At 40.1% G+C, this 20753-nt stretch carries 20 protein-coding genes and 1 pseudogene; 5 read left to right on the top strand and 16 right to left on the bottom strand.

The window, feature by feature from the left end; translation table 11 throughout:
- The first annotated feature begins 494 nt into the window (after nucleotides 1-494).
- Nucleotides 495-1184 (top strand): adenine nucleotide alpha hydrolase family protein, encoded by a 690-nt coding sequence (locus ACFSBH_RS01130; protein ID WP_251514207.1) that lies wholly within the window; start codon nucleotides 495-497, stop codon nucleotides 1182-1184.
- Nucleotides 1185-1305: 121 nt separating this feature from the next.
- On the opposite strand, the gene ACFSBH_RS01125 is transcribed toward ACFSBH_RS01130, so the two are convergent.
- Nucleotides 1306-1989, bottom strand: coding sequence for a phosphoribosylaminoimidazolesuccinocarboxamide synthase (locus ACFSBH_RS01125; protein ID WP_379595633.1), 684 nt, complete (start codon nucleotides 1987-1989; stop codon nucleotides 1306-1308).
- Between the two features lie 141 nt (nucleotides 1990-2130).
- On the opposite strand from ACFSBH_RS01125, the pseudogene ACFSBH_RS01120 reads away from it, so the two are divergent.
- Together ACFSBH_RS01120 and ACFSBH_RS01115 are read left to right on the top strand one after the other, a co-directional pair.
- Nucleotides 2131-2749, top strand: a pseudogene (locus tag ACFSBH_RS01120) (NUDIX hydrolase).
- A gap of 543 nt (nucleotides 2750-3292) precedes the next feature.
- Nucleotides 3293-3496: a hypothetical protein gene (locus ACFSBH_RS01115; protein WP_379595631.1), complete on the top strand. Its 204-nt coding sequence runs from the start codon at nucleotides 3293-3295 to the stop codon at nucleotides 3494-3496.
- Nucleotides 3497-3503: 7 nt separating this feature from the next.
- Here the strand turns inward: ACFSBH_RS01115 and ACFSBH_RS01110 are convergent, their stop codons facing one another.
- From ACFSBH_RS01110 to ACFSBH_RS01100, 3 genes are all read right to left on the bottom strand, one after another.
- Nucleotides 3504-5024 (bottom strand): acetyl-CoA hydrolase/transferase family protein, encoded by a 1521-nt coding sequence (locus tag ACFSBH_RS01110; RefSeq protein ID WP_251514210.1) that lies wholly within the window; start codon nucleotides 5022-5024, stop codon nucleotides 3504-3506.
- A 137-nt stretch (nucleotides 5025-5161) separates the two neighbouring features.
- Complete coding sequence (locus ACFSBH_RS01105) at nucleotides 5162-5800, bottom strand: LytTR family DNA-binding domain-containing protein (protein ID WP_285853714.1); 639 nt, start codon at nucleotides 5798-5800, stop codon at nucleotides 5162-5164.
- A 142-nt stretch (nucleotides 5801-5942) separates the two neighbouring features.
- On the bottom strand, nucleotides 5943-6419 hold the full coding sequence (locus tag ACFSBH_RS01100) for a PaaI family thioesterase (RefSeq protein ID WP_251514211.1): 477 nt from the start codon (nucleotides 6417-6419) through the stop codon (nucleotides 5943-5945).
- 325 nt (nucleotides 6420-6744) lie between these two features.
- Here ACFSBH_RS01100 and ACFSBH_RS01095 point away from each other — a divergent pair, with 325 nt between their 5' ends.
- Complete coding sequence (locus ACFSBH_RS01095) at nucleotides 6745-7806, top strand: NAD(P)/FAD-dependent oxidoreductase (RefSeq protein ID WP_251514212.1); 1062 nt, start codon at nucleotides 6745-6747, stop codon at nucleotides 7804-7806.
- A gap of 437 nt (nucleotides 7807-8243) precedes the next feature.
- Here ACFSBH_RS01095 and ACFSBH_RS01090 read toward each other — a convergent pair whose 3' ends face one another.
- Nucleotides 8244-9107: a Cof-type HAD-IIB family hydrolase gene (locus ACFSBH_RS01090; protein WP_379595628.1), complete on the bottom strand. Its 864-nt coding sequence runs from the start codon at nucleotides 9105-9107 to the stop codon at nucleotides 8244-8246.
- 170 nt (nucleotides 9108-9277) lie between these two features.
- Here ACFSBH_RS01090 and ACFSBH_RS01085 point away from each other — a divergent pair, with 170 nt between their 5' ends.
- Nucleotides 9278-9925, top strand: a complete 648-nt coding sequence (locus ACFSBH_RS01085; RefSeq protein ID WP_379595626.1) for an SDR family oxidoreductase — start codon at nucleotides 9278-9280, stop codon at nucleotides 9923-9925.
- 536 nt (nucleotides 9926-10461) lie between these two features.
- On the opposite strand, the gene ACFSBH_RS01080 is transcribed toward ACFSBH_RS01085, so the two are convergent.
- From ACFSBH_RS01080 to ACFSBH_RS01030, 11 genes are all read right to left on the bottom strand, one after another.
- Nucleotides 10462-11445 carry a ring-cleaving dioxygenase gene (locus ACFSBH_RS01080; protein ID WP_251514216.1) on the bottom strand — a complete coding sequence of 328 codons (984 nt, stop codon included), beginning with the start codon at nucleotides 11443-11445 and terminating at the stop codon, nucleotides 10462-10464.
- Nucleotides 11446-11582: 137 nt separating this feature from the next.
- Nucleotides 11583-11906, bottom strand: coding sequence for a DUF378 domain-containing protein (locus tag ACFSBH_RS01075; protein ID WP_251514217.1), 324 nt, complete (start codon nucleotides 11904-11906; stop codon nucleotides 11583-11585).
- A 119-nt stretch (nucleotides 11907-12025) separates the two neighbouring features.
- Nucleotides 12026-12715, bottom strand: a complete 690-nt coding sequence (locus tag ACFSBH_RS01070; RefSeq protein ID WP_251514218.1) for an LrgB family protein — start codon at nucleotides 12713-12715, stop codon at nucleotides 12026-12028.
- Nucleotides 12708-13082 carry a CidA/LrgA family protein gene (locus ACFSBH_RS01065; protein ID WP_251514219.1) on the bottom strand — a complete coding sequence of 125 codons (375 nt, stop codon included), beginning with the start codon at nucleotides 13080-13082 and terminating at the stop codon, nucleotides 12708-12710. The genes ACFSBH_RS01070 and ACFSBH_RS01065 overlap by 8 nt, the downstream gene beginning before the upstream one ends.
- Nucleotides 13083-13192: 110 nt before the next feature.
- Nucleotides 13193-14023 (bottom strand): phosphate ABC transporter ATP-binding protein PstB, encoded by an 831-nt coding sequence (gene pstB, locus ACFSBH_RS01060; protein WP_251514220.1) that lies wholly within the window; start codon nucleotides 14021-14023, stop codon nucleotides 13193-13195.
- Nucleotides 14024-14233: 210 nt separating this feature from the next.
- Nucleotides 14234-15007: a phosphate ABC transporter ATP-binding protein PstB gene (pstB, locus tag ACFSBH_RS01055; protein WP_251514221.1), complete on the bottom strand. Its 774-nt coding sequence runs from the start codon at nucleotides 15005-15007 to the stop codon at nucleotides 14234-14236.
- 26 nt (nucleotides 15008-15033) lie between these two features.
- Nucleotides 15034-15903, bottom strand: a complete 870-nt coding sequence (gene pstA / locus ACFSBH_RS01050) for a phosphate ABC transporter permease PstA (protein ID WP_251514222.1) — start codon at nucleotides 15901-15903, stop codon at nucleotides 15034-15036.
- A 3-nt stretch (nucleotides 15904-15906) separates the two neighbouring features.
- Nucleotides 15907-16827 carry a phosphate ABC transporter permease subunit PstC gene (gene pstC, locus ACFSBH_RS01045; protein ID WP_251514223.1) on the bottom strand — a complete coding sequence of 307 codons (921 nt, stop codon included), beginning with the start codon at nucleotides 16825-16827 and terminating at the stop codon, nucleotides 15907-15909.
- Between the two features lie 269 nt (nucleotides 16828-17096).
- A complete protein-coding gene (locus ACFSBH_RS01040; RefSeq protein WP_251514224.1) occupies nucleotides 17097-17990 on the bottom strand; it encodes a phosphate ABC transporter substrate-binding protein in 894 nt (297 codons plus the stop codon).
- 316 nt (nucleotides 17991-18306) lie between these two features.
- A complete protein-coding gene (locus ACFSBH_RS01035; RefSeq protein ID WP_379595621.1) occupies nucleotides 18307-19068 on the bottom strand; it encodes a glycerophosphodiester phosphodiesterase in 762 nt (253 codons plus the stop codon).
- Nucleotides 19069-19333: 265 nt separating this feature from the next.
- Nucleotides 19334-20725 carry an ABC transporter substrate-binding protein gene (locus tag ACFSBH_RS01030; RefSeq protein WP_379595619.1) on the bottom strand — a complete coding sequence of 464 codons (1392 nt, stop codon included), beginning with the start codon at nucleotides 20723-20725 and terminating at the stop codon, nucleotides 19334-19336.
- Between the last annotated feature and the right edge of the window lie 28 nt (nucleotides 20726-20753).

The following is a 20753-nucleotide window of genomic DNA, read 5'->3' as shown; positions in this document are numbered from 1 at the left end:
AAAATCACCTGCAACTAAGCAAACATACAGGCAGAATAAATAGACTTTTCATATAATAAAAGCACTGTTTCATATTTTATTAACATTTCTTGACTTAAGAAGTTGCGCGTATGATAATAAGAGGCAACAAAATATTTCGTATTACGTAGGAATTGTACGGTTTATTATATAAAACGACATATATAATAAAATTTTCATTAAGAGTAGTATGTACAAGTGGGATTGATTTTACATTAATTTAGTATACATTAAAATATTTCGGCATGCATCTAAGAAGCCCCGATGATTTTAAGACCTAATACCAAATTCCCTTTTTCCACATACTTATAACATAAAATATCCGTCAACTTTTCTGTATTCACACAGTCTTCACTAAGATAATACAGTTTTTCCCAATAAGGGCTTCACCTTCTAGTGAATACATGTTAAAATGATACAGTTTCAACATATAGAATATAAAATTGCAGAGTAAACAAGAGGTGAATTTTTCCGCCATGAAAAACGTTAAAGGTCGTATGGATGAAAGAATATTAGTCTGTGTATACTATGGCCCGAATGGTGAGCGTTTAATCAAAAGAGGACATAAGCTATCTCAAATCATGAATTGTCCTCTGTATGTTATGACTGTAGATCCTCTCCCATATGATGACTTCGATGCAGAGAGATCGAATTATGTGGATCGTTGGAGAGAGCTTTGCGATGAATTGAATGTCGATGAATTCATCCTTCGTGATAATGAAAGACGTCCAGTCTCAAAAGCAATCGCAGAGGTTGCCCACACTCGTAACATTACCCAGATTATTATTGGCCAAACACCACAAAGCCGCTGGGAAGAAATTACGAAAGGCTCTTTAGTAAATTCAATACTTAAAGAAATAACCTTTGTCGATATCCACATTGTATCAGTCGACCGCACGTTAAAAAGTGATAGTTTAGATATGGACTTTGAAAAAGGGGTACGTGCATTTTTGAGGAAAGATGAAGATACCTACCGTATCACCTTTACAAGAGCAAGAGATAATCTCTATGAAGGAATCTTCTATAAAGAGATTGGCACAGACTTTAATAACGGCATTTTTAAGTTTGTCAGCAAACATGGAAAAACTCGCCAAGTTCATATCACCGACGATCTTGTGGTTGGAGAGATTAAAGAAGAACCAAACGTTAAACTTGAAAAACATTAAATAAAAAAAGCCTGGTAACATATATATGCTGCCAGGCTTACTTTTTTATCTCATTTTTGTACTGAGTATTTGTGATTTCCATTATTCAGCATGCTAAATCAGCCTAAGAGGTATACTCGCCTCATTCAGCTGTAAGTATTTTTTCAAGTTCAAGCGGCTCAATATACTCGCCTTTTCGATAAGCGCGCATATTTCCACCAGAAATCTCATCGATGAGCAGGATGTCCCCTGCTTTATCCCGACCAAATTCAAGCTTAATATCATAGAGTTCGATGTCTTTCTTTGCAAGCTCTTCTTTGACAACCTCTGAAATATCAATCGTCAGTTTTTTCAACGTCTCATATTCCTCACTTGTGAGAATCCCAAGCATTTCTAAAGCATCCTTGCTGATTGGCGGATCTCCGCGCTCATCATCTTTTAATGTAACTTCCACAAATGAATCGAGAGCTTGTCCTTCTTCGGCGTATTTACCATAACGACGGAGGAAACTACCAACTGCACGGTAGCGACAAATAACCTCAAGCCCTTCCCCAAAAACCGTCGCTGGAACAACGGTCATTGTCGTGTTCTCCAAGTCACTTGCGATATAATGCGTCGGAATATTTCTCTCCTTCAACTTTTCAAAAAATAGCGTCGTCACTTTTAGCCCCGCGCGACCCGCACCTTCGATAGTCAGTCCGACCGTATTCGCGCCAGGATCAAATACACCATCTTCACCGGTCACATCATCTTTAAATTTCAATAAAAAGTTGCCATCTTCCAGTTCATAAACGTCCTTCGTTTTACCTTCATATCGCTTTTTCATAACATCCCTCTATTTCTTGGTTGTTTTTTTAATTTTACCATAATAAAACTAAGCTTGGAAATGAAGCGTGAATCGAAGAAAGGATAAATAATTCAAATCATGTATAATAGTAAGTAGATAGAAAGTTTTGGAGGTGACAGCTTGAACGCATCCAATATCCTTGCAAAATTGGAAAATAGAACCCCCTCGATTATGGGTCAGCTCTCTTATAAACAATCTGCCGTACTTCTTCCACTTATATCCATCCAAGATGAAACTCATATTTTATTTGAAGTGAGATCCATGAGCATGAGGAGTCAACCTGGTGATATCTGCTTCCCAGGAGGAAGAATCGACCCAGAGGATCCTAGCCCAAAACATACAGCAATCCGTGAAACAACCGAAGAGTTGAGAGTAAATGAAAACGCAATTGAAAATATCGTCCCACTAGATTATATTGTGAACGACAATCGCAGAATTATTTATCCCTTTGCTGGAACCTTGCTACACCCCGAAAAAATAGTTCCAAACGAGGCAGAGGTGGCGGAAGTATTCACCGTACCACTTAACTACCTCCTAGAAACCGAGCCAGAGATTTATAAAGTACACTTCCAAGTGCAGCCAGAAGAAGACTTCCCTTTCGACCGGATAGTGGGGGGGAGAAAATTATAAATGGAACGCAGGACATATCGATGAATTGTTCTATCAATACGATGGGAAAGTCATCTGGGGATTAACAGCCAAAATATTGACCCATTTCCTGCAGCTTATTAAACAATGAGGAGCATTTGCTTCCTCTTTTTTTGTGCGCAGGGTTGAGGCGGCTTTAACTGACTGTCTTTTCAAGCCTGAGCGCTTTTTTAACTCTTGAATTGCAAATTTGATTCTCCGTTTGGGCGATTAGAACGGTGAGAACGGGGATGAGCGACCGAGTACAGAAGGCGACTCTGTGCTCGGGCGGTGAGAACGGCGATGAACGACCGAATACAGAAGTAGACTCAGCATTCGGGCGGTGAGAACGGCGATGAGCGACCGAATACAGAAAGCGACTCTGCATTCGGGCAATGAGTACGGCGATGAGCGACCGAATACGGAAGGCGACTCTGCATTCGGGCAATGAGAGCGGCGATGAGCGACCGAATACAGAAAGCGACTCTGCATTCGGGCAATGAGTACGGCGATGAGCGACCGAATACAGAAAGCGACTCTGCATTCGGGCAATGAGTACGGCGATGAGCGACCGAATACAGAAAGCGACTCTGCATTCGGGCAATGAGAGCGGCGATGAGCGACCGAATACGGAAGGCGACTCTGCATTCGGGCAATGAGAGCGGCGATGAGCGACCGAATACGGAAGGCGACTCTACATTCAGGCAATGAAGACAGCGATGAACGACCGAATAAGGAAGGCAGCTCTGCACTCGGAAAAATTAGAGCAGTAATCAACACTGAAAGTCCCAACACAACGAAAAAGACATATACGCTTCCTGCCCGAAGCATATATGTCTTTCTATATATGAACCCCTAGTTTGATTTTAGCTTTCTACCTCTAGCTTCACTTTTTGTTTCATTGTTCCTGTCTTCATGAAGTTATCATGCCAAGAGAAGGCTTTTTCAAGAACATGGGGAGTTTGTCCACCACGCTCTAATGCTTCCTGGTAATAGGCCCAAAGCTGTTCCCGGTAATCCGGGTGAGCACAGTTTTCAATAATGAGTGGTACTCGCTCTCTTGGTGCAAGCCCTCGAAGATCAACGAATCCTTGTTCCGTCACCAAGACATCTACATCATGCTCTGTGTGGTCTACATGAGAGACAAATGGAACAATACTGGAGATGTCTCCGCCTTTCGCAACAGATTTTGTAACGAAAATCGCAAGTCTTGCATTACGCGCAAAGTCCCCCGATCCTCCAATACCATTCATCATCTTCGTTCCAGTAACATGTGTTGAGTTAACGTTTCCATAAATATCCGTCTCTAAAGCGGTGTTAATGGAAAGCGTACCGAGACGGCGGATGAGTTCCGGCTGGTTTGAAATTTCCAGTGGACGAATCACAAGCTTATCATGATACTTCTCAAAGTTACCGAAGACTTCTTTCATCTTTTCTTCAGATAAAGTCATCGAGCAAGCAGATGCAAAGCTAACCTTTCCTGCGTCCATCAGGTCAAACACCGCATCTTGCAATACCTCCGAATAAACAACGAGATCTTCAAATTCGGAGTCAATCATTCCGTGAAGGACAGCGTTAGCTACCGTTCCAATTCCGACTTGAATTGGTCTTAAGCTTTCTGTTAAACGGCCAGCCTGGATCTCTTCACGTAAAAAGTCGAGTAGATGATCGGCGATTTGCTGTGTTTCCTCATCTGGAGATAAAATTGTAGAAGGAGAGTCTAACTGGTTCGTAAACACAATTCCTTTTACTTTATCTAAATCTAGTGGAATACCAATTTCACCAATGCGATCCTCCACACTAGTCAATGGAATTGGCTCCCGTTCCCCTTGTGGTTTTGGACTGTATAAATCATGGATACCTTCCAATTGCTCTGGCTGTGCCATATTAATTTCAATGATTATGTTTTCCGCCGCTTCAACAAATGCCAAGTTATTTCCGATGGAAGTGCTCGGAATCAAAAGTCCTTCTTCTGTAATTTTAACCCCTTCAATGATAGCGTAATCAATTTCTAATACACCTGCACGCAGAAGTTCAGCTGTATGGGAAAGGTGCTGGTCAATAAACAAATGCTCCCCTGTATTAATCGCTTTCCGCATGACCGGGTCTGCCTGGAATGGCAGTCTTTTATCTACAATTCCTGATTCAGCAAGGATTTTATCAATGTCAGCACCAAGGGAAGCACCTGTATATACATTCACTTTAAATTCTTCACCATTTTTCGCCCTATTCACTAAAGCTGTTGGTACTGCTTTCGCATCGCCTGCCCGCGTAAAACCACTTAAGCCTAGTGACATTCCATCTTCAATCCATGATGCCGCTTCTTCCGCCGATGTTACACGATCATGGAGTTCCGATAAATGTATGCGCTTTAATTTTTCCGTCATGAAAAATTCTCCCTTCTCAAGCGTTCTTTATAATAATTTTACCGTGTATTAAGGGAGAATTTAGATTTTTACGATAGATTCAAGTTTTATTTGCTCGAAACAAGCTGATTTGTGAACAAAACATGAATTTTTTTACATTAAAACCCTAACAACTTTCTAAAATAACTTGAATAGGATTGACTTACAGGAATTTTATCTCCACCTGTCATAGACAATAATAAAGTAGAATGTGTATCAGGGAAGATTTCTTCTATATGGTGCACATTTACAATATAAGATCGGTGGCACCGCACAAACGTATCCCTTGGAAGAAGGTACTCAAATTCTTGAAGGGTATTTTTATGTGTACCGTTTTGCTTGTCTGAGATTACGTGGGTTTTCCTATCTTTCGCTTCCAAATACTTCACGTCATCAAAAGGAATCGGCCTCCAGCCATCTTCCGTCTTCACTGTAACAACCGATTTTCCTTCCGTAAATGCAGGATGAATCGCCATCACACATCCGGCGACTTCTTCATCTTCATAATAAGGGACAGCCATTCCGTGATAAGGTACACCAAATATCGTCCGGTCAATAAATTCAGAGGTTTTTTGTTGTGTGTTGATTGCTTTATATGCAATTGTTCCTTCTTTAATTGGATCTCCTGGATTGATTTTCAAATCAATTCGTTTACTTTTTCGATAATAGATATATTCCGTTTTATCTGTGACAGCGATGGAGATTTCGTCGGAAAATAGTTCACCCATCACGTCTAGTAAAGATTTCAGTGTTAACATATCAATGCATCACCTCGTGTTTGATCAACAATAAGTTTACTTTTCGCACAGGAATGGAATCTATTCATTCCTCACCTTTGCATCTATACCATGATTAGCCAAAGACGCTCGGTTTCCTAGCCTATAAGGGAGATTCCACTTTTTATACTTGAAAAGTCTTTGGCATGACGACTGCAACTACTTCACCTTTTACAACACAGTCTTCGCCAGCATATACTTCCGTGTGAACCTTAAACTTTTTCGGATGGATCTCCTCGACAGTACCAATTGCCTTCAATGGTACATCCTGTGGAGTAGGCTTCATAAAATCAACATGTAAGGATGCCGTTACAAATCGTGGCGGCTCCACTCCTTCGCCGGGTTCATGCCCATTTTTCCGATGCAGGGCCAATGATGCAGATCCTGTCCCGTGGCAATCAACTAGTGACGCCATTAAACCCCCATAAACAAAACCAGGAATTGCTTTATGTTCACTTTTTGGTGTATATTCCGTAACCGTTTTTTCCCCATCCCATTTTGTACGAAAGTGGTGGCCAGAATCATTCAATCTGCCACAACCATAGCACCAAGCAAATTCATCTGCATATTCATCCTGAATTGCTACTGGTTCTTTCTCCATTAAATCGCCCCTTTGTTCCAATATTTTCATATAGGAAATTTATCTTCAGTATAGCACACATGCTGCTTCATTACCTTTATGACAAGTTAGGTTCATGTACGAACTTTCTTTATTTTGAACACGATGTCTAACTTTGAACATGTTAGGTAAAAACAGCTTTTTGCTTGTCAGAAATTGCATTAAAGTATAATCTCACTCCCTTGTTATAGATGCAAAATTATGGATTTTCTTATTCTATGACATTTGATGACAGTTCAATCTAACTTTGGTAATCTATACTATGGGTGTAAAAAGTGATGCGATCATACTACTAGGGGGTTATTGCATGAAAAGGCTAGTGATTTTAGGTGGGGGCTATGGTGGCATAAAAGTGCTCTCCGGATTGCTAGAAAATCATCTTCCAGATGATCTAGAAATTACAGTGATTGACAGAAATCCATTTCGTTCGTTGAAAACGGAATTTTATACTATTGCAGCTGGTACAGTTGCCGATTCTGAGGTTCGGGTGGATTTTCCTGAAGATAATAGAGTGAAGTATGTTTTTAGAGAAGTAACGAAAATTGATACAGAAAATAACCAAATCGTATTTGAAGAGCCGGAAGACACCATTTCCTTTGATTATTTAGTCATCGGACTTGGTTGTGAAGATAATTTTCATGGAGTTAAAGGCGCTGAGGAATTCACGGAAAGTGTACAAACCTTTGCAAAGGCAAGACATACTGGAGTTGCAGTCGGCAACTTGAATGCCTATGGCAGAGTAACTGTTGTAGGCGCAGGTCTGAGCGGAATTGAAGTCGCATCTGAAATCCGTGAAAGCCGTCCAGATCTGAATATCCGTTTACTTGACCGTGGTCCAACTGTTTTAAAAGCATTTGATGAAAAGATCCAAAACCATGTCGAGCAGTGGTTTATTGCTAACGATGTGGATGTGATCCATCACTCCAATGTGGAATACGTCGAAAAGGATGGCGTTTGTAATAATGGAGTTTGCTATTTAAATGATGTAACGATTTGGACAGCTGGTGTACGTCCGGTCTATTTAGTCCGAGAATTGCCTTTCAAAAAGGACCAGCATGAAAAAGTAATAGTAAATGAATTTTTCCAAGTACCCGAAAAGCAAAACATATATGTTCTTGGTGATTGCGCATCTTCTGAGCATTCCCCAAGTGCACAATTGGCGGGAATGCAAGGTGAGCAAATCGCTGAAATATTACTTGCCATCTTCCGCGGCAAAGAACCAAGAAAGCCACGTCCAATAAAACTACGTGGAACCCTTGGATCCTTAGGAAAATCCGATGGATTCGGCAACATGATGACCATGCCTTTCACCGGCCTACTCCCCCGTTTAGCAAAATCAGGAGTACTTTGGTTGAATAAGAGGCATTAATTCAACTAAGGCTGAAGCGGCCGTTTAGGGACGGCCGAACTGCGCCCCACAGGACGTGGGGTGGTTCGATGTTGCCCCAGGATGGGGCGTTCTTAGTCGAACTTCCCCTATTTCAGGAAGATAAAGGAAACACAGCGACGCAAGGAGCCGATGATGACTTATCGACCGGAAGTACATGAAGTTCGGGCAGTCCCTGGCCGCAGAAGCTAGCCGTAACAAAAGCAAAAACACCAAAAATCCCACATGATACCGGTATCAGCCGATAATCATGCGGGATTTTTTATGTACGTGTAAACTTTACATAAACCTTATACTACATTCACCCTCCATTAACACTCCCCTTCTATAATGAAAGTAAGAGAATGTAGTGGAGGTGGAGACATGCGTTTTACCTTTAAACTTACTGTTAGTTTGATTGCTGCATTTCTTTGGTTTTTCTAATTTTTTCCTATTAATATACTTTCTATTAATGCTGCCACGCCGTCTTCTATGTTTGATTTCGTGACTCCATCGGCTAATTGTTTGATTTCATCGGAAGCATTTCCCATTGCGATTCCTTTACCAGCCGCCTGAAGCATACTGACATCATTCCAGTTATCCCCTACAGCTACAATATCTTCCATGGGAATGTTTAAACGATCAGCCAAGTTTTTTAGCGCTACTCCTTTTTGTGCTTGAGGGTGGTTGAACTCCAGGTTAATGTCTCCTGAGGATGTAATGACAAGCTCCTTCTCTTTACCAAGCGAAGCACGTACCCCTGCAAGTTTCTCAGGCTTTAAACTGAAACCTAGTATTTTATAGATAACCACATCATCCATTTCAAAAATCAAATCATAATCATCAATGAATTCAACCGGTTCATTCTGAAAACGGAGGTGTGCATTGGCACGAATTTCTTCTTCGGTAAGATTCGGATTTGCCGACTTCATAATATCAACCAATACTTCAACAAAATATTCCCTGCTCGCGGAGTAAATTCCTTTATTCGTGAAGAACTCAAGATACATCTCCGCTTCCCTGCATACGGATAAAACTTCTTTAGCGACATCACGATTCATCTTTACTTCATGCAATAATTCTCCGTCTTCATCATAGATCGTCGCACCATTCAAGCTAATAACCGGAGAAGTGATCCCTGCCGCCTGCAATGGTTTGGAAGCAGAGTCCCATGACCTGCCAGTCGCTACTACAAAACGGATTCCTTGATCCACTGCTTTTTTTATCGCTGCAGCATTATTTTCGCTTACTTGACCTATTTCATTTAATAATGTTCCATCTAAATCAGAAGCAATTAGTTTCATATTATTCTCCTCAATGATTCATATTAATTTTAATTATACACGTACTATATCATTATTTACAGAATCCTTTACGTTAAGAATATGTAAATACTGCTCCTGTATCAATTGCTTGAATTCTTCCATCCAATTTGAAACAATGATAGAAAATGATTGGGAAGGGAGATTAATTCATGAAGGTATTACTAATAGGTGCGAATGGCCAAATCGGACAGCATATTATTCGATTGGCAAAAGAAGATGAGGAATTTTCCCTAACAGCAATGGTACGTAAACAAGAACAATTGGAAGAATATAAAGCACAAGGAACAAATGCAGTGCTTGCTGACCTAGAAGGTTCAGTGGAAAACTTGCGCAACGTGATGGAAGGGATGGGTGCAGTCGTCTTTACTGCTGGTTCAGGTGGACATACCGGCGCAGATAAAACGATTCTCGTTGACCTGGACGGTGCTGTTAAAGCGATCGAAGCGGCTGAAGCAGCAAACGTGGACCGCTTCATCATGATTAGTGCATTCCAAGCTAACAATCGTGAAGTCTGGGCTGATAGTAAAATCAAGCATTACATGGCAGCAAAGCATTATGCCGATCGTTTTCTTTTAGATAGTAAATTAAACTATACGATTCTGCGCCCAGGTGGTTTACTGAACGAGTCTGGCACAGGAAAAGTCTTGGCTGGAGAGTTGAAAGAGTATGGTTCCATCCCTAGAGAAGATGTAGCAAGAACCGTAATTGCCAGCCTTAAAAATGAAAATACTCACCGTCGATCCTTCGATTTATTAACTGGAGATCAGTCGATCGAAGAGGCACTCAACAGCCTGTAAAAGATATAAACTCGAATGAGCTTAAATGCTTATTCGAGTTTTTTGTTGGAGAGAGTTCCTCTATTGTAAGGTACTGCTTTAATGCAGAGAATAAACTTACATGAGAACAATTCTCTTGTCAGATTCGCCTTCAATGCAGAGAACAAACTTACATGAGAGCCCTTCTCTTGTCAGATTATCCTTCAATCCAGAGAGTAAACTGACATGAGAGCCCTCCTCTTGTCACATTATCCTTCAATACAGAGAGTAAACTGACATGAGAGCCCTCCTCTTGTCACATTATCCTTCAATACAGAGAGTAAACTGACATGAGAGCCCTCCTCTTGTCACATTATCCTTCAATACAGAGAGTAAACTTACATGAGAGCTCTCCTCTTGTCACATTATCCTTCAATACAGAGAGTAAACTGACATGAGAGCCCTCCACTTGTCACATTATCCTTCAATACAGAGAGTAAACTGACATGAAAACGCTATTCTCATCAAATACAATAAAAACCCCCACTCTCATAAAGAGTGCGGGGATGAAAAACTAATTAATTATATTCTTTTTCAAAATTCACCGTACTTCTTACCGTATCAATCGGGCGGACCAGTTTTTCAATTTGTTCACGTTTTGGTTCTAGGAACGGTGGGAGGGATAGTTTTTCTCCAAGTGTTTCATAAGGTTCATCTCCCATAAATCCAGGTCCATCTGTCGCAAATTCGAATAAAATTTGCGGAGCTACACGTGCATATAAAGAACCGAAGAAGAAGCGGTCAACAAATCCTGATGTTTGGAAGCCGAAGCTGTGCATGCGATTCGTCCACTCATCAAGTACAGAACGGTCTTCCACACGAAACGCTGCATGGTGTACTGTACCAAATCCTTGTCTATGCGGTGGCAATACTACGTTTTTCTCAACAATAACTTGAGCGCCATTTCCACCTTCGCCGACTTCAAATAAATGAGCTCCATTTTCTGTAGCTATTTCTTTAAACTGAAGAACTTTTTCCATCATCTCTTTAAAATAATCGAATTCTGCAATCCGAATAAAAATCGGTCCTAGGCCAGTAATCGCATACTCTAATGGAATCGGACCATTTTTCCAAGGAACCCCTGAAGCAATACCTTTGTTATTCTCATCAGAAATAAGCTGATAATTTTGATCATCGAAGTCAACGAAAGAAAGAGTTTTCTTACCGAATTGCTCTTTAATCCCAGTGTGTTTCACTTCGAGACGGTCAAAACGTTTTTCCCAGTATTCGATGGCCTCGTCACTCGGTACACGGAAAGAAGTCTTGTAAATTTCATTCGTACCATGTACACCTTTAGGAATGCCCGGGAAGTCAAAGAACGTCATGTCTGTTCCGGCGTTCCCTTCATCATCTGCGAAAAATAAATGATAGGTTTGGATATCGTCTTGGTTTACCGTTTTCTTCACGAGACGCATTCCTAATACGTAAGTAAAAAATTTATAGTTTTCCTCTGCACTGCTAGTAATTGCAGTAACGTGGTGGATTCCTTTTAAATGATTCATGTCTCACCCTCCATTAATTCATATATCATTAATTAATATATCTTTAATTCAGTATATGTATATCGTAACATGAACAAATGCATTAGTCAACGAAGAAAAATAAATGCCCCAACCTGATAAAAGGAAGGGGCATTATCTTATGGATTTTGATCTCGATTATTATCCTGTTTGTCACGGTCCAAACGATATTCTGGATCAAAGTCATCAGCAAACTCCGTTCCAAAGGACGTTTGGTTTGTGGCACGCACCCTATCAGAGCTTGTTGCGACATCGGGTTCAAAGAAAAAGCTAAGACAAATTAAACCTGAAAGGCCGACGAGCCCGTAAATGAGTCTGGATAATGCGGCATCCTGTCCACCAAAAATACTTGCGACAAGGTCAAATTGGAATAAAGCAATAAGACCCCAGTTAATAGCACCGATAATAACTAATGTAAGTGCAATTCTTCGTAATGTCTCCATAAAGACACCTCCTAAGGTATTTACAACCTTAGCTTTTCTATTTTTGGCTAGTTTATACATAATAAAAGAATCGATATAAATAAAAAAATTACTAATACCGCTTATCCAAATAACAACATTTAAAGCATGATTATAACGAGTATAGGAGCAATCACAGAAACGATAACAGCACTGATTACCATCGCAATCGTGCTGATGGAACCTTCAAGTTCACTTCTACCCATACTATTAGCCGTCCCCATTGCGTGGGAAGCACTACCTAAGCCAATTCCCCGGCCGATGGGAGACGACAACTTAAACAACTTAAATATCAAAGGACTCATGAGAACACCACTTACACCAGCAATAACAACAAAAACTGCTGCGAGTGACATCGATCCTTCCAGTGATTCAGCAATAGAGACTGCTACAGGTGTTGTCACTGATTTCGGTACAATCGAAAGAATCAGTTCCCGTTCAAATCCAAATAGTTTTGTAAACAGGAGGCCTGTTGATACTCCGATAAAAGAGCCGGCAGTAACACCCGAAAGAATGGGTACAGCAAGTTTTTTCAGACGTTCAAAGTGATTGTACAGCGGGAGTGCCAGTGCCACAACAGCTGGTCCCATAAGGAAATCAATCCACGCTCCGCCAAGTTGATACGTTTCATAAGGTATATTGAAAACGAGCAGTAAAATAATGATGATTACTGAAACAGCAATAATCGGCTGAGTAAATGGAGTATTTATTTTTTTATGAATCGGAACCATTGCAGCATATACCCCGACGGTGATGATAATAGCGATTATGCCAAAAATAATCTCAGTCATGCTGCACTTCCTTCCTCCGTGCTAAATATTCACTAACAGCACCGCTGCCCCCCATTACAAGTGCTGTACTGATAATTGTTATGGATAGCAATAAAACACCTCTGACACTAAATACAGCATCAAAATATTCTATAAATCCGACGGTTACGGGAATGAAAAATAAAGTGAGATGTTTTAATAATAATGAGGTGCCCTCTTCAATCCACCGAAGCTTTACAATTCCAAGCTTCAATAAAGCAAATAAAAGGAGCATACCGATTACACTCCCTGGTATAAAAAGCTGAAAAGCCTCCTGCAGAAAATTCCCGACAAGAAGCAATACATATAAAAAGAAAATATGTGTGATGATCCTAAATAGTCTTACCAAATAAAAGCCACCTTCTTTTCCACAGTAAAAAAAACAACATTACCAGTATAGCGCTACAAGCAAAATAAGACTAGCCCACCGGCTAGTCTTATTTATAATTATAAACACTCTTAGCCGAATCGACCAGAGATGTAATCTTCTGTACGGCTATCACTAGGATTGGTGAAAAGCTTGTCCGTTTCCTCAAACTCAACAACTTCCCCATTTAAGAAGAAGGCAGTTTTATTGGAGATTCGGGCAGCTTGTTGCATATTATGCGTTACCATGATGATGGAATAATCCTTCTGTAATTCTTGGACCAGTTCCTCAATTCTTAATGTAGACTTCGGATCGAGTGCGGAAGTTGGTTCATCCATCAAAATAACATCCGGCTCAATGGCAAGACAGCGGGCAATACAAAGACGCTGCTGCTGACCTCCAGATAAACCAAAAGCGTTATCTTTTAGACGATCTTTCACTTCATCCCACAAGGATGCTCCTTGAAGACTTTTTTCCACAATTTCATCCAAAACCTTTTTGTTACGAATTCCATGGATTCTTGGTCCATAAGCAACATTATCATAAATTGATTTAGGGAATGGATTTGCCTTCTGGAACACCATACCGACCTGTGTTCGAAGAGCTTCAACTTGAAAGTCTTTATCAAGGATATTTTTCCCCTTAAATTTAATCTCACCGGTTGTCCGCACACCTGGAACGAGTTCCACCATTCTATTTAAGGTTTTAATGTATGTTGATTTTCCACATCCAGAAGGGCCGATAATAGCTGTTACTTCATTCTCATTAAAAGACAAATCAATACCTTTTAATGCGTGTGTGTCGCTATACCAAAGGTTAAGGTCGTTCGTTTCGAATACAGAACGTTTTCCATTATCCTTTTGTGAGACCGAGTTTCCATTTATCTTCACATTGATTGATTGTTTATCTGATTGCGGACTCATTCTATTCTCTCTCCTTACTACTGAATTTCTCCAGCTTTGATTAAAGGTTATGCTGGAAGTTGTTGCGAGCAAAGATCGTATCAGACGAAGGATGCTAAAGAAATCTTAATGTAGCAATCTTCCAGTTTGTCATGTCAAATGCCGAAAAACACCTGATAGGGTCTCGGCATTTGAATACATCTATTCACAAGTAACTTTTGCCTGTGAGTATTAACCAAACTTCCCAGAGATATAATCTTCTGTTTCTTTTTGTTTCGGATTCGTAAATATATTATTCGTTTCATCTGCTTCAATAACGACACCATCTAAGAAGAAGGCTGTTTTGTCCGATACACGTGCTGCTTGCTCCATGTTATGCGTGACAATTACTACCGTATAATTTTTCTTCAACTCGGTAATTAACTCTTCCACTTTAAATGTTGCCACCGGATCCAATGCAGATGTCGGCTCGTCCATTAAAATAATCTCAGGCTTTACTGCCATTACGCGCGCAATACAAAGTCGTTGCTGCTGTCCACCAGATAGACCTAATGCACTTTCGTTCAGTCTATCCTTTACTTCGTCCCATAGAGCTGCTTGTCGTAGACTATCTTCAACAATTTCCATTAATTGTTGTTTGTTTTTTAGTCCATTCGCTTTAGGACCATAAGCTACATTATCAAAAATACTTATTGGAAATGGATTTGGTTTTTGGAAAACCGTACCCACTGCTTTTCGTAATTGAACGACATCAACGTTAGGGTCATATATATCTTGACCGTCGATGCGTACGCTCCCTTTCACACTTGTATAGGGAATTAAATCATTCATTCTATTTAAAACACGTAAAAATGTAGTTTTTCCACAACCAGACGGGCCGATGAATGCAAAAACCTCATTTTCTCTTATGTCCATTGTAATATTATGCAAAGCCTGTTTTTGACCATAGAAAAAGTCCAAGCCTTCCACCGCAATTTTTACATCTTGTTCTTTTGGAGCAATCATCCGTTTCTCCCTCCTATGCAAAACCATTAAGCAGAAAATCGTTTTACTAATAATTTAAATAACGCTGCAGCAGCAAAGTTGATAATTAAGATAAGTACAATTAAAACTGCTCCCGTACCAAATGCCATTTGTACGTTTCCTGTTTCCATTGCTACCAAGTATAAATGTAATGCAAGTGTTCTAGCACCATCAAATACAGATGCAGCCATCAGCAAGCTTCCTCCGATTGTTAAAAGGAAAGCTGCCGTTTCTCCGATAACACGTCCGATTGCTAAGATGACACTCGTTGTAATACCTGGCAATGCTAGTGGTAACACTACTTTCTTAATCGTGTACCATCTCGTTGTACCAAGTGCCAAACTTCCTTCTTTTAAGTTGCTTGGCACACTTCGCAACGCTTCTTCCGAGGCACGAATGATAATAGGTAATATCATGACAACCCCTGTTAGAGCACCTGATAAAATGGACCAGCCTCCAGTATAATCTCCAAGGGCAATAACAAAGAATAAGAATCCGAACATCCCGTGGATAATCGATGGGATAGCTGCTAATAATTCCGTCGCAAATCGAAGTACGCTTTTAAAACGGCCATCAGGCATATATTCATTTAAATAAATAGAAGTTCCAACTCCAATGGGAGCTGCAATAAGGATAATGAGTCCAACTAAATATACTGTTCCTACTATAGCTGGAAAAATACCACCTTCTGTCCCCATTTTACGGGGCTCTTCCAGCAGGAATTCCATACTGATCACTGATAGTCCTTGAGCCATAACATAAAAGACAATAGCTAAGAGAATGAGGACTGTTAATGCGGCAGCTAGACTCAACATCGTAAAGGCAAACATTTGCTCACGCTTCACTCTAACTAAATGATTTGGTTTAAATTCAACCATGGTTTAAGTCCCCCTTCTCCGTAGTAGTAAAGTTATAGAATTGATGATGATGATAAATAGAAACAGAATAATACCTGTCGCAAATAAAGCTTGACGATGTTCAGGACCTGCATACCCCATCTCTAGAGCAATATTTCCGGTCAATGTCCGTACAGGTGCAAAAACGGCTTCCCAACCTGGAATCGGAAGTTGTACACTGTTTCCAATTACCATGATAATAGCCATCGTTTCACCGATAGCTCGTCCGACACCAAGAATCACTGCAGCGAGGATACCTGATTTAGCTGCAGGCACAACCACCTTAAAGAGGGTCTGCCATTTCGTAGATCCCATCGCTAGTGAAGCTTCTTTATATTCCTTTGGTACTGCTCGAATGGAATCTGCTGATATGGAAATGATTGTAGGTAAAATCATAATTGCCAAAATAAGTACACCAGCCAAAATGGAATATCCAGTTTGATATCCTGCTGGTAAATAATCAGCTAAAGGTCCACGCGCTAATCGACGTATAACATCAATAATTACAACCATACCAAAAAGTCCAATAACAACAGATGGAATTCCTTCTAATAATAGAATTGCCGGCTTAACTATTTTAGTAACTCGAGGGGGAGCTATTTCCACCAAATAAACGGCAACAGCTATCCCAATTGGCGCTCCAACCAGAATAGCAAAGATAGTAACTATTACTGATCCAACAATCATAGGAAAGATTCCATATACTTGTTCAGTCGGGTTCCATGTTGTCCCAAAAATGAAATCAGTTATCCCGTAACCGATCATAAAAGGAAGTCCTTCATTAAAAACAAAGAACGTAATGAGACCCAAAGATATAATAGAAGATAATGCCATGATAAATAATATTACTTTAACTATAGCTTCCTCTATATTGTTTTTGTTATTTCTCTCCTTTTGAAACTTCAATTTATATCACTCCATGACAGATCGTAAATTTATATCGCATTGATAACACGTACCAATACATTTTTAAGGGGATGTATCAATTGAACATTAATCATAATGTTATCCACAGTGTTGACAATTCTTATAATTTAAAGCTTTTCTCCAAGTCTCGCTAGCATATATATTGGCTACTTTTTATTATATGCACTTGATTTATCAACTTATGTGGAAACAGGTAAAGAACAGGGCAGTTTATCTACCCTGTTCTATATGAAGCATTAATTCACAAATTAGTTAACAGAAATAAATCCGTTATCCTCCACAACTGACTGTCCTTCTTCGCTAAGTACAAAGTCAAGGAAAGCTTGTGCTAATTCGCTTAATTCTTCATCTTCATTCGTTACATAGTTGAATGGTCTTGACACTTTATAGTCACCAGACTTGATGTTCTCATCAGTTGGCTCAACTCCGTCAACCGCAAGTCCTTTAACAGAATCTGACATAGAACCAGTTGAAGCATATCCAATTGCATTTGGATCACTTGCTACAGCTTCTAGTACACCACCAGTAGAGTTGTGGATAAGAGCAGATTCTACTAGAGTATCCTCACCATCTAATACGATATCAGTGAATGCACCTCTTGTACCTGAACCTTCTTCACGGCTGACTACAACGATGTCTTGGTCATCTCCACCAACTTCAGACCAGTTAGTGACTTCACCAGAGAAGATTTTAGAAACATCTTCTAATGCAATATCTGCTACTGGATTGTCTGGGTGAGCAATAATTGCAATACCATCAATTGCAATTACTACAGCTTCAATTCCAGTTTCTTCTTCTTTAATTTCACGAGATACAGCTCCAAAGTCTGCTGCATTTGATTGAGCAGCCGTAACACCAGCACCTGAACCTCCACCAGAAACTTCTAAACGAGTATCAGGATGGATATCCATGAAAGCAGCTGCCAACTCTTCAGAAAGTGGTTGAACAGAAGTAGAACCAGCCATTGTAATTGTACCTTCTAAGCTAGTACCTTCGCCTTCAGCTGAATCGCCACTGCTTGAATCTGTATTTTCAGTTTCTGCGTTATCAGTTCCCTCGTCTTCTGCGTCACTACCACCACAAGCTGCGAGTAGAACCATGAATAACGCTGCCATCAACAACAATAAGTATTTTTTGTTCATTTGTACTGCTCCCCTCAATGATTATGCTTATTTTTTTCCTTACAAGAATTACTATACAGGATAAAAATAAATTTGTTGTTAAGCCAATGTAAATTTTTGTCGAATTCATGTAATGAAATCTTTACAATTGGCTTCTTAATTTTAAATTCTCCTGAACCTGGAATAATATACTACCTTTATTTAACGGATTGTCAGAAAATGAGATATCCTCATCGTGATTTAATTCTGCATAGCCATGGCTTGAGTACATGAAAAAAATAAGAGGCAATTAACAATGGTGTTCCCCACCGTTAATTGCCTCTTGATTGGAATTTTATTAAATATATAACGTGCGTTCACTCCTAAAAAAAAGAGCTTTTTCTGGATAGTCTGTGATAATGGCATTTACTTGTAGATCCAACAATTGTTTAATCTCATCGGTACTATTCGCTGTCCAGACACGGAGACGTTTTAATGTTTCTTTATATTGATATGGAGATGCCAAGATAATGTCCTTTGCAACATGCAATGCTTCCAGACCGAATATTTCCACGTATTCATTTGGATGTGGTATCGGCTGATGGATAAGCCAAGCTATTTCCACAAATGGATCAAGCACTTTAAGTTTTAAAATGCTAGGCAGATGAAAAGAGGAATATATAATATTTCTGCCTTCTCCATATAGGTTAACGAGCTCAAGCACTTTTTCTTCGATTCCTTCATAACGAAAATGGTTTGTTTTCATTTCAATATTCAATTCAATATGTGGATGATCTTGCAAAAGCTCTAATACTTCTTGGAGTGTCGGTACCGCTTCGATTTCCCACTCTGGTTTGTACTTCGGAAATTTAGTGAAGTTAGCACCAGCACTGTATTGTTTAATTTCTCCTAAGGTCCAATCCTTAATAAATCCCGTTCCATTAGTTGTCCGGTCTAACATCTCATCATGAATGACAACAACTTCCCCATCCTTAGTCAATTGAACATCCAGCTCCAACCCGTCAACCCCCTGAAGAATTGCTTGTTCAAAAGACAGTAATGTATTTTCCGGATACTCCCCCATTGCTCCTCGGTGACCATAAACTTTTGTTGGATGCATATCAGTCGCTCCTTTATTTTGTATTATGGAATAAAGATAAAAGAGAGAACAAAAACCTTAGATTTTTATTCTCTCTCTGTTATTAGAGTTCGGCCGCGGTCGTTTTCGCTTTTGATTCGGCTAGCTTCTGAGGGCAGGGACTGCTCAAACTTCGTCCGCTTCCAGTCGATAAGTCAACATCAGCTCCCGTTGGTCGCTGTGTTTCCTTTATCTCCTTGCACCGTACTCCAGTTTGAACGTCCCTAAACGCCCTCTTCAGCTTTTGTTATTCCCCTCTTGCTGCGTTGGCTTGTTCGATGGCTGCGTTTAGTTGTTCTACCATGGCATTGTATGTTTCGTCTAGGTCGCCGCCATTGTAGATTGTTTCAAGTGCAGTTTCTACGATTCTTCTTTCTTCTGGAATCATGTCCATTACCGCACCTTGTGTTGCGTAGGACGAGTTCGTTTCTTGCAATTGTTGAACCGTCACTTGTAATTGAGGCATTTCTTCATAAGCTTCTTGAACAACTTGCTCATCATAAGCTGCTGGATTAATGGCAAAGTATCCTGTGTTTACATGCCATTCTGCTTGGATCTCAGGTTGTTGTACGAATTTCATGAAGTCCCAAGCTGCATCTTTTTCTGCCTGCTCTTTTCCATCTACCATCCATAGACTAGCTCCACCAATAACTACTCCTTCTCTATCCACGTTCTCTGGGTGTGGAAGGAATGCTACGCCTACTTCGAATGGTGCGTTATCAATCACATCACGGGAGCTTGCTGAAGACTGAAGGAACATCGCCACATCACCAGCTAAGAATCCAGAAACCATGTTATCACCGTTTGTTCCATAATTAGCGAATGTGCCATCATTCACCATATTTTCTACCCATTGGAAGATACTTTTACCTTGCTCTTCTGTAAAGCCGATTTCTGTTGGAGTATCTGTACGTCCGTTATCGTTGTTCATTAGAAGTGCACCTTGGTTTGCAAGTAATTGTTCGAATAACCAACCATATGCTTGTAGTGCAAATCCTCTCATGTCAGGATTAGCTTCCATGATTTTCTTGCTCACTTCTTCAATTTCTTCAAAAGTAGCTGGTGGTGTTTCCGGATCTAATCCAGCTGCCTCAAATGCATCTTTGTTATAGTACATGACAGGTGTGGATGAGTTGAACGGCATGGAATAGAATTTTTCATCGATCGTATAGTAGTTTACAATGTTTTCTTCTAAGTAACTCATATCATAGTTTTCCGCATCCACATAGTTTTGGATCGGTTCAATCTGACCACTGTTGATCATCGACATCGTACCAATTTCAAACACTTGAATCATTGTCGGTGCACTATCTGTTCCTGCCACACTATGGAACTTCGTTAGTGCTTCGTCATAAGTACCTTGGTACTCCGCATTTACTTGAACTTTATCTTGGGACTCATTGTAGGCATCTACAATTGCATTAATCGCTTCTTGACCAGCTCCACCCATCGAGTGCCAGAATGTAACGATTTGTTTCTCATCGCTTTCCGCTTCTGAATCGGCATCAGTATTTGATCCGCTAGTTGAGGACGCATCAGAAGATGTATCATCCGACTCTTCTGCTTCCCCTTCCGAACCGCAAGCCGCTGTGATGAGTAATGCAAATACCATGAACAAAACCGCTAAAAACTTTTTCATAAAGACGTACACTCCTTAAACTAGTTTT

The organism is Oceanobacillus luteolus (assembly GCF_042678205.1).
In the GTDB taxonomy this organism is placed as follows: Bacteria; Bacillota; Bacilli; order Bacillales; family Amphibacillaceae; genus Oceanobacillus; species Oceanobacillus luteolus.
This window is presented reverse-complemented; position numbering and strand designations above follow the sequence as displayed.